The sequence below is a fragment of the Pusillimonas sp. ANT_WB101 genome (genome assembly GCF_008369125.1).
GTDB lineage: Bacteria > Pseudomonadota > Gammaproteobacteria > Burkholderiales > Burkholderiaceae_B > Allopusillimonas.
Map to the genome: position 1 here is coordinate 427,755 of NZ_VOAY01000003.1, position 12,077 is coordinate 439,831.

The 12,077-nt window shown below is 51.4% G+C and carries 12 protein-coding genes; 3 read left to right on the forward strand and 9 right to left on the reverse strand.

The window, feature by feature from the left end:
* Positions 1-72: 72 nt before the first annotated feature.
* The 9 genes from FQ179_RS14700 to FQ179_RS14740 all read right to left on the reverse strand — a co-directional run bounded on the left by FQ179_RS14700 (position 73) and on the right by FQ179_RS14740 (position 8,929).
* Positions 73-1,056 (reverse strand): aldo/keto reductase, encoded by a 984-nt coding sequence (locus tag FQ179_RS14700; RefSeq protein ID WP_149398055.1) that lies wholly within the window; start codon positions 1,054-1,056, stop codon positions 73-75.
* A gap of 157 nt (positions 1,057-1,213) precedes the next feature.
* Positions 1,214-2,590: a type II toxin-antitoxin system HipA family toxin gene (locus FQ179_RS14705; RefSeq protein ID WP_149398056.1), complete on the reverse strand. Its 1,377-nt coding sequence runs from the start codon at positions 2,588-2,590 to the stop codon at positions 1,214-1,216.
* An 18-nt stretch (positions 2,591-2,608) separates the two neighbouring features.
* A complete protein-coding gene (locus tag FQ179_RS14710) occupies positions 2,609-2,926 on the reverse strand; it encodes a helix-turn-helix transcriptional regulator (protein ID WP_149398057.1) in 318 nt (105 codons plus the stop codon).
* A 275-nt stretch (positions 2,927-3,201) separates the two neighbouring features.
* Positions 3,202-3,879, reverse strand: a complete 678-nt coding sequence (locus FQ179_RS14715; RefSeq protein ID WP_149398058.1) for a type 1 glutamine amidotransferase domain-containing protein — start codon at positions 3,877-3,879, stop codon at positions 3,202-3,204.
* A gap of 206 nt (positions 3,880-4,085) precedes the next feature.
* Positions 4,086-4,790, reverse strand: a complete 705-nt coding sequence (locus FQ179_RS14720) for a Crp/Fnr family transcriptional regulator (protein ID WP_149398059.1) — start codon at positions 4,788-4,790, stop codon at positions 4,086-4,088.
* Between the two features lie 60 nt (positions 4,791-4,850).
* Positions 4,851-6,743, reverse strand: coding sequence for a cation-translocating P-type ATPase (locus FQ179_RS14725; protein WP_149398060.1), 1,893 nt, complete (start codon positions 6,741-6,743; stop codon positions 4,851-4,853).
* 57 nt (positions 6,744-6,800) lie between these two features.
* The gene (locus FQ179_RS14730) at positions 6,801-7,046 is read right to left on the reverse strand and encodes a heavy-metal-associated domain-containing protein (RefSeq protein ID WP_149398061.1); all 246 of its coding nucleotides are present in this window, start codon (positions 7,044-7,046) and stop codon (positions 6,801-6,803) included.
* A 510-nt stretch (positions 7,047-7,556) separates the two neighbouring features.
* Positions 7,557-8,228, reverse strand: coding sequence for a GntR family transcriptional regulator (locus FQ179_RS14735; protein WP_149398062.1), 672 nt, complete (start codon positions 8,226-8,228; stop codon positions 7,557-7,559).
* Positions 8,225-8,929 (reverse strand): MBL fold metallo-hydrolase, encoded by a 705-nt coding sequence (locus tag FQ179_RS14740; RefSeq protein WP_149398063.1) that lies wholly within the window; start codon positions 8,927-8,929, stop codon positions 8,225-8,227. Before FQ179_RS14740 ends, FQ179_RS14735 begins: the two co-directional genes overlap by 4 nt.
* 218 nt (positions 8,930-9,147) lie before the next feature.
* On the opposite strand from FQ179_RS14740, the gene FQ179_RS14745 reads away from it, so the two are divergent.
* The 3 genes from FQ179_RS14745 to FQ179_RS14755 are packed head-to-tail and all read left to right on the forward strand — an operon-like array spanning position 9,148 to position 12,022.
* A complete protein-coding gene (locus FQ179_RS14745) occupies positions 9,148-10,119 on the forward strand; it encodes a TRAP transporter substrate-binding protein (protein WP_149398064.1) in 972 nt (323 codons plus the stop codon).
* Positions 10,120-10,163: 44 nt separating this feature from the next.
* Complete coding sequence (locus FQ179_RS14750) at positions 10,164-10,721, forward strand: TRAP transporter small permease (protein ID WP_255475004.1); 558 nt, start codon at positions 10,164-10,166, stop codon at positions 10,719-10,721.
* Positions 10,718-12,022 (forward strand): TRAP transporter large permease, encoded by a 1,305-nt coding sequence (locus FQ179_RS14755; protein ID WP_149398065.1) that lies wholly within the window; start codon positions 10,718-10,720, stop codon positions 12,020-12,022. The genes FQ179_RS14750 and FQ179_RS14755 overlap by 4 nt, the downstream gene beginning before the upstream one ends.
* Positions 12,023-12,077 lie beyond the last annotated feature (55 nt).

The window sequence follows — 12,077 nt, forward strand, 5'->3', positions numbered from 1 at the left end:
GTTTTATCTTTTTATTCGTTGCAACCTGACATCGATGCCGCCTGACACGGGTGTGTCAGGCCTCATTGCACATCACTTACCCACGCGTGCCTGCAGGTGTGCAGGGTAACGCTCCCCTTGCACCGCGATCTTCGACACGGCACTGTCGATCTGACGCAAATTGTCTGCGGTCAGTTCGATAGCAGCCGCACCGACATTTTCCTCCAGCCTATGCACTTTCGTCGTGCCAGGGATGGGAACAATCCACGGCTTTTGCGCGAGCAGCCAGGCAAGGGCGACTTGGGCAGGCGTGGCGTTCAGACTGGCAGCAACTTGCTTGATAGCGTCCACCAAACCTTGATTGGCTTTGCGGTTTTCTTCAGAAAACCGGGGTATGCCATTACGGAAATCAGATTGATCGAAGTGCGTTGACGCATCAATGGCGCCGGTCAGAAAGCCTCTGCCCAGTGGGCTGAACGGCACAAAACCAATACCAAGTTCTTCGAGCAAAGGAAAAACCGCTTTCTCAGGTTCACGCCACCATAGCGAATATTCGCTTTGCAGTGCCGTTAATGGCTGTACGGCATGAGCACGTCGGATCGAATCCGCCCCTGCCTCAGACATCCCGAAATGTGCAACCTTGCCCTGCTCAATCAGGTCTTTAACGGCACCGGCAACCTCTTCGACGGGTACATCAGGATCAACACGGTGCTGATAGAACAAGTCAATGCGGTCAGTACGCAAGCGCTTTAAAGAAGCCTCGACAACTTCGCGAATACGCTCGGGCCGACTGTCTTGACCCTTGCTGCTATCACCTTCCTTAAAACCGAACTTGGTGGCGATTACGACCTGGTCGCGAAACGGTTCAAGCGCTTCTCCCAGCAAGGTTTCATTTGCACCCTTTCCATACACCTCTGCAGTGTCGAACAAGGTTACGCCGCGATCGAACGCGGTGCGGATCAGCTTGATCGCATCTTCTTTATTGGCTGCAGGCCCGTAGCCGGAACTTAGCCCCATACAACCCAGGCCAATAGCCGATACCTCTAGCCCACGCTTGCCCAGAGTACGTTTTTTCATTTGATTGTCTCCTTGTCTGTTAATGGCGGAGCGCCGAAAGCCCAGACCCGGGACGCTAGCCCGAACTCGGCACGCGTGTGCGCATGAAAATCATTCTATTCTGAATGTGTGCAACGTGGTCCGCCGACCATGGCTGGACGAGCAGGTCGCCAATGCGTTACGTAATTTTTCGCCGCCTTATCCCCCGTACGACCGGATGCTTGTAAAAATAAGCAAGCAACTTTTCTTTCTGACTCTGCGCAAGCCGACTCTGTTCAATTATGTCTGGCCAATGTTTGACGGCTGCCACAACACAATCAGACACTGCCTTGATGGCAGCAGGCCCGGGCATGTCCAGGGCATTGCAGAATATCCTGAGCACATTGGGCGTAAGGCTTAGCTGGCGCCGACGAGCATTATGCGATTTTTCGTCTGCCAGGGATGTTGGCTCGAAGCTTTCTGGCAGAATCCGCAGGCCATGCCCTCTGCTCGGCGTGTAGACAGTGTGCGCCACAATATCGTAGGCGGGCGAAAGCTGTGGCGTGAATCCATCACCAGGATAACAAAGACCAATATTCTTTAAGTGCATGTCGGGGTTGCCCAACATTTCATTGACCATAATTCGGCGCAGCAATTCCATTACTGCAGGCGTGCCCATGCTGGGATACGAGAGCAAGACTGCAGCCACCTGCAGATAAGAGTAATCCAGCGAGTACTTGTCCTCAGGCATAACACCAAAAACCTGCGCAAAGTCCTCGCACTGGATGCGGGTTCCCGAGGCTCGATCAAAGCGATTCACAGCCAAAAAATTTGTCTCATGCCTTATGTCGCCTAGTTCATATTCATGCTGCGCGGCAAGCTGGCTCAGGGGAGCCAGGTAGGCCTCGCAAACATTGACGCCGGCTACGTGCGCAAGCTGCAGCGAGAGCGCTTCAACTTCTGGCAACAGCGCATACCCCCCGACCGGTAGCTTGGCAATGATGTGAGAGTCATCATTATTGGTGCGACCAACAAAACGTTCACCTTCTTTAATCACCCCCAGCTTGGGTTGAAAGCCAGAGAGCGAGACGCCATCTTCCAAAGGATCAGCCGTCACTGTCATCTCCAGCGCATCGGCGTTCTGCGTAATGAGTCGACCTAACTCAATGCGCGAGAGTTCGATAGGCAGCGCATAGATGTTCCCGGGCAGATCCTTGCCACATGCAGCCAGCAATTCGAAGTGGTCATTGGGCTCGCACTTGCGAGCCCAAGCTAACTGGTTGCGAAAGACACCTTCTGGCAGCAGGTTCTGAAAAAAAGCTGGCAAAAACCAGGACTGGCCGTCTTTGGCCAGCTTTCCATTAAAGGCCTGGCTGTAGACATCGCGCCAGAACATCACCTGCTCTTGTGGTGATTGTGCACGCCAGGAGAGCGACACGATGGGCAAGTTTGGATCCCTGGCCACGTCTTCATCTGCCACAAACCGATTGATCACTGCCCCTGCATCTGGGGCAAATTGAAAGAGCAGACCGATGCGTCGGCTGCCCAAACGAATTTCCAGTGCCTTGATATTCATGTACGTTCTCTTTACCGCTTACTTAGGCTTAGCCTTTGGGCTGGCCAGTTCAAGACGGTTCAACGCGGCCTGCACGCCCGTTAGCACTTTTGGCGCAGTGGGCGACAGATTGGGGTCAATTGCGCGCACAGCTTCTTTTGGGATTAGCACGACGTCCAGGCCCAACTCGTCTGCCACCGCAAGAAGTGTGGATACCTTGAAGTCAGCCTTGCCGCTGAATACATTGGTCATCGTACGCCGCGACAAACCGGCACGATCGCGCAAGGCGTCTTGGGTTGCATTGAGTGCGGACAGTTGCTGACGCAACTTTCCAGAGAGCTTTTGAATAGTAGCCATAACACGCATTAAAGTAGTATTTATCGTTTAAATACTACTTTAATGCGTGTTCAATATCAAATACACAAATTAACAATGCGTACCAAAGTAGTATTATACCCATTTATACTACTTTAATGCGCATTTAAAGGCTTTAGCGGCCCGCTCTGATTACTTATGATTGTGGCACCCCACGCTGATTACTCTGCGTAACGTCGTCATGCATGCGCGCCACTGGAGAGCGTTCGAAACTACAGACTTACTGGCAACGCACGCGAGCCGCTTACGCAATACACTTACCCCAGCATTTTTATCAGTGCTTTGGCTGCAGCCTCAGACGAAGCTGGGTTCTGGCCTGTAATCAAGGTGCCATCCGTGAGCACGTAAGACTCCCAATCGCCAGCCTTGGAATAGACGCCGCCGTTAGCCTTTAGTACGTCTTCAACCAGAAAGGGCACAACCTTGGTCAAGCCAACGGCCTCTTCCTCGGTATTGGTGAAGCCAGTTACCTTCTTACCCTTAACCAGGAAGCTGCCGTCCTTTCCCTTGACATGGCGCAGCACACCCGGCGCGTGGCAAACAGCAGCCACGGGCTTGCCTGCGGCATACATGGTTTCAATGAGGGCGATGGATGATTTATCTTCTGCCAGATCCCACAAGGGGCCATGACCACCTGGGTAAAAGACAGCATCAAAATCGCTGGCGCGTATGTCGGCCAGTTTTAATGTAGCGCCCAGCGCGGCCTGCGCTTTGGGGTCAGCTTTGAAGCGACGGGTGGCGTCGGTTTGGGCATCGGGCGCATCGCTTTTTGGGTCTACAGGCGGTTGGCCACCCTGTGGCGAGGCCAAGGTCAAGCTGGCACCCGCGTCTTTCAGTACATAGTAAGGCGCTGCAAATTCTTCCAGCCAGAAACCGGTTTTTTCACCGGTATCGCCCAACTGATCGTGCGAGGTTAAGACCATGAGTATGTTCATAGGGACTCCTGTTGCAGGAAATGAGTTCAGTGCTCAGCAACATTGATTACAAGCTTGCCGAGGCTGTTGTCTTCAAAAATAGTTATGAAGACGGGGCCAAGACCCCATGGACCGGTACGTGTAGACACGGACTCATCATCAGGGGTGTGGCGACAATTCAGTATAGCGCTCTGGCTTTGGTGCGTTGCGCGTGTAAAGCACACAGCTTACTGCAGCAGCAAGGCGTCCAGGTCGTGGATTCGTATACCGCGCTGCCCTGTTTGCGCTATCCAGCCCTCGTCTTCAAATTCTTTTAAACGTCGGCTGATGGTTTCGGGCGAAGTGCCCAGGTAAGACGCAAGATCTTTGCGGCTCATGGGCAATCGTATATCGCGCGATTTGGCCTGTTCTGACAAGCTTGCAAGATAAAGCACAATACGTGCGTTAATCGACTCGGTTGCAATGGCGGCCGTTTGCTTCTCGCTGCTGCCCAGTCGTTGTGCAAGCTCAGAAAGCAAATGCATACATATTTCTGGGTGCTCCAGCATGAGTGCACTTAAATCGTCACGGCTAATGATGCAAACGCGCGCATCTTCGGTGGCCTCAGCATAAGAATCATGCTGGCCGGGCGAGAACAGTGCAAGCTCCCCCGTGAAGTCACCCGGTTGCAGTATGCGGACGAGTTGCTCCTTGCCGTCTTCGGAAAGCCGGTAAACCTTAACCTTGCCTTGGTGAACAATATATAACTGATTAGAGTGGTCACCCGCACGATGAATGAACTCGTTGCGCCTTACGGTGCGCATCGCCGCTCGATCGGCGATATTGACCAGTTCGTTATGTGGCAGATGATTAAAAATCGGAACGAGCGACACACAGAGCTCACGAAGTGGTTCTGTGTGTCGCTCGTTCGGAACATGGTTGCAGTGTTCCATGGTTTGCTTTAGCTCCGTTTGACGCCTTCCGTCGATAGGCGTCGCGTTGACTTACCTGCTTCAAGCCCTTTGCTGCTGTACCGTAGCAGGCAGCGTGGTGGCCCCAGTGCGTTTGCGCCCAAAGCGGACAAGCCGAATGGCGTTCAGTATGACCAATATCACGCTGACCTCATGGATGAGCATACCCGAGGCCAAGAACACTTTACCCAGCAACACACCAGCCAGCAAAATTACCACCGTGGCCACGGCAAAGAATGTGTTTTGCATCATGTTGCGTACAGTGGCTTTGGAAAGAGCCTGTGCATGCGCAAACTGATCCAGCCGATCAGACATGAGCACGACATCAGCAGTCTCCATGGTGATGTCTGCGCCGCCCGTTCCCATTGCCAGGCCAACATCTGCAGTCGCAAGCGCTGGTGCATCGTTGATGCCGTCACCAACCATGGCAACCCGCAAGCCCTGCGCCTTCAGTTTATTGATCCAGGCCACTTTTTCTTGCGGCAGTAATTCGGCATAGACCGCATCCAGGCCCAACTCATCACCCACCAGTTGCGCGGCGTGGCGGTTGTCGCCAGTGAGCATGTAGATTTTTTCAATACCCTGCGATCTCAGGCGTTCAATGGCGCCACGAGCCTCGGGTTTGATCTGATCAGCGATGCCGATAAGGCCGACAAACACTCCGTCGATGGCAACAAAAATTGCGGTGTTACCGGCCTTTTCGCGCATGACGGCATAGTCTTCTGCAGAGGCGTCAATGGCAATACCACGAGCGCCCAACAGCTTTCTAGTGCCGATGACGAGATGCTTACCGCCGACGGTGGCCGCCATGCCCTGGCCTTCAATAATCTCGGCATTTTCAGGTTTATCCGTAAGCAGCAGCCCGCGTTTCTGGGCCTCCGCAACGATGGTCTGCCCAAGATGATGCTCAGACGCCACCTCGGCTTGCGCGGCCAGATGCAATACCTGGCTTTCATCACCAGCCCATGCTTTTATGTCAGTGACTTCAGGTCGACCTTTTGTTAGCGTGCCGGTTTTATCAAACACCACCATATTGATCTTGGCGAGCTTTTCCATGATCTCGCCGCCTTTGACCAAAGCACCATTGCGCGCGGCGTTGCCGAGGCCCGCCACCATGGAAACAGGCGCGGAGATCACCAGAGCACCAGGACAGGCAATGACGAGAAAGGTCAGGGCCAGCTCCACATCTTGCGAAATGGCATAGACCAACACAGCCAGCACCACAATTGAAGGCGTGTATATATTTGCGAATCGATCCAGAAATTTCTGGGTTTTGGTCTTGGACTCTTGAGCGTCTTCAATAAGCTCCACAATCTTTGAAAACGTGGTGTCATCGCCCACTTTTTCGGCCAACACTTCGATGTAGCCGTTGGTGACGACAGTGCCACTATAAACATGGTCACCCACACGCTTGTCAGCGGGTACAGATTCTCCGGTGATAGCAGCTTCGGTAATTAACGCCTGCCCAGCAAGTACAGAACCGTCGATGGCTACCTTCTCGCCAGAACGGATCAATACACGGTCGCCTTTTTCAAGATCTTCGGCTGGAATCCTGACATGCCCTTCAGGCCGGATAACCGTGGCCTCCGTGGGCGTCATATCGATCAGACTTTTAAGCGAAGAACGTGTCTGCTCCAAGGTGCGCGTTTCGAGATAGGCACCAAAGACAAACAAAAACGTGACCGCAGCCGCTTCGAAGTACTCGCCAATGATCAATGCACCCACCACTGCAATCGTGACGAGAAGCTCGATGCTGAATGCCTTCATTCGCAAAGACTTGAACGCCTTGATGGCGATAAAGTAGCCTGCGAAGATGGACGATGCGATCAAGACATAATTTTTTAGATCTGCCAGACCCAACCAATGCAGTGCAAGGGCGGTCAGCAACAGAAGCCCGGTTGCTCCGGCAATTTGAGAATTTTTAAGCGGAACCATTTTCTTTACCTTCCATCCTTTGGATGGGCCGGCCACCGGCCGGCCAGATCCATGTTGTTAAGCAGTCTCGGTAACGACGTCTTTTGACGTTTTCGTCGAGAGGACGGGATACCCCAACCGAGTGGCCACATCTGCCAGTGCGTCGACGTTCGCAACCGCACTATCGAACTCGATACGAACCTTGCCCGCGTTAAAGAGCACCTTGGCGTGCTTTACACCGTCAACCTTGAGCAGCGTGCCCTCGATTTTTTTGATGCAAGAAGGACAGGTGAAGGGTTCCATGGTGAGGACGGCTTTTTTCATTTGATTCTCCAGATGAAGTTGTTTAGGACAATTTCATGGTAGGCAAAGCACGCCCGGTGAACCTTGATGACCGTCATTTTTGAACTGTGGGTGGCTTGTGTTGTTTGCTCAACTTAAAGCCAGTACCTTCCCAGCAGTTAAGCCGGATGGATTCAACCGATAAGTATGACACCCAATTTTTTCAAATAAGAATGGGGAAGTGTGAAACGATCGATGCTTATTAATCACTAATACGTTCCTGTACTGATGCGGCTGGAATAGCCGCATCAGTACAGGACAAACGAGAGCAATGAGACTAGCTTAGGCGGCAATCCCAAGACAGGGAGTTAACTGAAGGACTTACCCATAAAATTGATAACTTACAGTTTTAGCCTGGAGGTCAAGCAGAGGGCAAAATCGTCTGGACGTAGGATGCACAGCTTAAGCTCGGAGACAGCTAGTCAGTCCTGGCCTGTGACCAGAGGACGTTGAACCGCAAAACTATCGCCAATCACTGCACCGCCCATTGCTTTACTCATGAAGCGACATGCCCGTATGCAAGGCTTCCCAACGCCGCCGTGTGGGCTGCATATGATCAACCACCAGCTGCTTCAGGGTTGCCCTATCCTGCTCCTCAATGGCACGAATCATCGCAGCATGCTCTTCCGTCGCCTGATGCAACCAGTTCTTGACCGCGATGCCATAGGATCGAATGGGGTTAGAAGCTTCCGTATAGTGTGCAATGGCCTTGCATAGCTCCTTGTTTACACACAAGGAAAAAAGGCTTTCGTGGAACTCATCATTCAGCTTATGGATGAGTTTTCTGTCTGCCGCGACACTGACCGCAGCCACATAGCGAACATGTATTTCTTTAAGACTATTCAGTGCTGACTCATCAACAGGCATAGGCATGATGTGGGCGGCCTCGCGCTGAAGCAGTTCGCGCATGTGGTAGATTTCTGCAACCTCAATCGGTGTGAAATCAATAACTCTTGCTGATCTGCCTCTTGGCTTTATAGAGACTCGGCGAGTCACAAGCTCCTGTATCGCAGCGCGCACTACGTGGCGCTTCGACCCAAACCGCCCCATTAAATCGCCTTCGATTAATTCTTCATTCGGCCTTAAAACGCCGAAAATGATGTCCGATTCTAAGCTTTCGACTATGTCGAGGACGACAGGTGACAATCTGCTTTGAGGTGTCATCGAATAATCAGTTCAATTCTTGAAGGATCGTCCCACACCCATCCAGCTTCGGTGCGTCGCAATTCTGGATGATGGCCCGGCACGACAATGTCAGCATTGCCGGCTATCCACTGCAACGTTTCGCTGGAGCGCGCCTTTGGATCAAACTGGTTGGCCGCTTCGGTAAGCGCAAGCTCGCGATAGGTCTTGCAAGAATCACCAGCAAGAACAACGTTTTTCCCCGCAGCGTTGATGTAGTAAAGCAAATAACTCCCTGGGGTGTGACCCGGAGCGTGACGAAAAAACAAACCGGGTACCAGCTCACCTTCGAACTCAGAAAGCAGGTTTAGCTCACGGCCCTTGAGGTATTCGTTCATGCCCTGACTACAGAAAATGTCATCATCTGTAGGACGTTGCGCATATTCCCATTCAGCAGCGCCAAGGTAAATTTTAGCGGAAGGAAAAAGATCGACATTATTGATGTGATCAAAGTGTAGATGAGACAGGAAGACCGAGCCGATGTCTTCCGGCGCCAGGCCTTGCTCGCGGAGGCTGTCCAGCAAAAGCAATCTTGTGGAGTGATGCCCTGTATCAAACAAAATGGGCGGATGGCCTGTTACCCGAATTAACACGACAGCAGAAAACCCAAAAAACCCACCTTTAAAGCTGAGGCTGTTACCTTCAACCAGTGTGTGGTGTTGAACAGACATTATTTTTCTCACTAATTATTGATACTGAAATTAATAATATTTAGCACACATCAGCAAATAAATTGGAGACGAGTCTTGGCTATTTTACGCATATATAACACCAAAAAAACAAGAAAAAGGCCTAAGGGATTACCCCTTGCTATACCTATTATTCTTGTATCGACAATATTATTGATAGTAGTATCACTCGTATTACACAATTCTTTATAAGAAATATTTCGGAGGGTTTCATGCGTTTATACAAGTCACTTTTTGTCGGGTTAGTGATGTCTACCACTGCTGCCGTCGCCCATGCCGAAACATGGGAAATGGCGACCCCTTATCCAGAAAGCAATTTCCATACAAAGAATGTGTTGCAGTTCACAAAAGATATTGACCAGGCAACCGATGGCAAGCTCAAAATCAAGGTGCATGCTGCAGGCTCGCTAATTAAACACCCAGAGATCAAAAACTCGATCAGATCTCGACAAATCCAGATCGGTGAATTCTTCGTCTCTATTCTTGCCAATGAGGATCCCATTTTTGCTTTGGACTCCGTACCTTTTGTCGCGGTATCGTTCGACGATGCTTTCAAGCTTTATCAAGCATCCAAGCCAACGCTCGAAGAAAAGCTCGGCAAGCAAGGTTTAAAGATCCTATACTCGGTCGCGTGGCCACCTCAAGGGCTGTATTCGGATCGCGAAATCAATAAAATTGACGACTTGCGCGGTTTAAAATTCCGCGTTTATAACCCTCAACTGGCACGCATGGCGCAACTGGTCGGGGCGGTATCAGCCCAAGTAGAAGTCCCTGATCTGGCTCAAGCGTTCACCACAGGTCGTGTTAACACCATGCTCACAGCGACTTCGACTGGCGTTGACTCTAAAGCCTGGGATTATCTCAAGTACTTTTACGACGTAAAGGCTTATCTGCCGAAAAATGTAGTAGCCGTTAATCAAAAAGCGTTTGACTCGCTTGAGCCATCAGCGCAAAAAGCAGTGCTCGATGCAGCTGCAGCAGCTGAAAAGCGCGGTTGGAAAATGGCCGAAGCCGACCACTTGGCAAAGCGCAACGTCCTGGAAGAGCATGGCATTAAAGTCAGTGACGGTTCGGAAAACTTGAACGTCGGCCTGCAGAAAGTCGGTGTGCAAATGGCCGAAGAGTGGAGTAAATCAGCTGGAGAAACTGGTGCGGCAATTCTCAAAGACTACCGTTCCCGTTAAATGCCATTCTGGCTCTCACCCCGAAGTTTTTTTACCTAGTAGTCATGATGCGTAAAACTCTTGATTCGCTTTACATGGTCAGCGGCGGCCTAGCCGCCGCGTCGGTGGTTTGTATTGCAGTATTGGTATTTGGGCAGGTGGTTTTTAACATAATTGACTTTGTTTCACTGCGTCTATTTGAGCGAAGCTTTGGTCTGTTAATTCCCTCTTATGCCGTGCTAGCAGGCTACGCGCTTGCGTTCGCTACATTTCTTTCCCTGGCGCTAGGACTTAGAAAAGCCGTACATATACGAGTTACGCTTTTGGAGTCCCGTTTGCCTACGCCAGTCCGACGCGTAACTTTAATACTGGTCGCGACACTGGGCGTTGTGCTTGGCGGAATGTTCACGTATAGCCTTGCAATCCTCACCTACCAATCGTACCAATGGGGCGATCAAGGAGTAGGCTTGTTGAAAATACCGCTATGGATCCCACAAACAGTCATTCTTGTCGGCGTAATCGTGTTTCTGATTGCTGCCATCGACACCTTAATTGACATCTGTCGTGACGGCACTAGCACGGCACTCACCAGTGAGAACAACCTTGAAAAGCCATTGCAATGAGTAGTACCGTCATGGCCGTAACTCTCGTGCTGGCGTTGCTTGGTAGCCTCGCCTTGGGTGTTTGGGTATCCATTGCGCTGTTTTTGACTGGAGCTGTTGGTGTGTTGCTATTCTCCAGTGCTCCGGTCTTTAATGTATTGGGTACGAACATCTGGAGCTCTTCAACTGAATGGTCGCTGGCGGCGTTGCCATTGTTTATTTGGATGGGTGAGATTTTATTTCGATCTCGCATGTCGAAAGACTTGTTCACTGGTCTCGCCCCTTGGATGAGGTCCGTGCCCGGCGGGCTTGGTCATGTTGGGATTTTGGCATCGGGCATATTTGCCGCAGTGAGCGGATCATCCGCAGCCACCTGTGCAACGGTATCCAAAGTTGCGGTACCTGAACTGAAGGCACGAGGCTATGACGAAAAACTTGTGCTTGGCACGATTGCAGGTTCTTCAACGTTAGGCTTGCTTATCCCGCCATCTATCATAATGATCGTGTATGGCGTTGCGGCCGAGCAGTCCATCGCCCGCCTTTTTATAGCAGGCATTCTGCCTGGTCTTGTCATAATAGCCATGTACATGACCTATGTTGCCCTGTGGTCTGTGATAGGACGTGCTCGCATGCCCCCTAAAGAGCCCGCGATGCCCTTTTCCGAAAAACTAAGGGCATCCCGTAGGTTGTTGCCAGTGGTACTCTTGATTGCTGGTGTCGTTGGTTCGATTTATCTTGGTCTGGCTAGCCCGACAGACTCCGCTGCAGTTGGCGTGGTCTTAGCCCTACTAATGACCTGGCTCTTTGGTGACCTCAATTGGAAAACATTCAAAGAGGGGCTGATCGCCGCAACTTTATCGTCGTCAATGATCGCCTTTATTCTGGCTGGATCAGCCTTTTTGACCATGGCGATGGGGTATTCAGGTCTTCCGGCCGACATCGCACGCTGGATCACCGGTATGGGCATGAGCCACTATGCACTGCTAGCAGCTTTAATGATTTTCTTCATTGTCATGGGCTGCTTTCTTGATGGCATATCGATTGTAATCTTGACGACTGCAGTTCTGTTGCCAGCAATCCAGGCATCGGGAATCGATCCCATCTGGTTCGGCGTTTATCTCGTCCTGGTTGTGGAAATGGGTCAGCTGACCCCACCGGTAGGGCTCAATCTATTCGTGTTGCAGGGGGTAAGCGGCCGGGACATCATATACATATCGAAAGCTGCATTCCCCTTCTTTCTGATGTTAATTTTCGCGGCCGCAATTTTTACCGTATTCCCCGATATCGTCATGGTGTTACCGCGGATGATGTATGGAAATTAGGCCACTCTCGCCTGCTTGAGCTAGGCCAAGCGTTTTGTACTTCGTCGCATTTCGA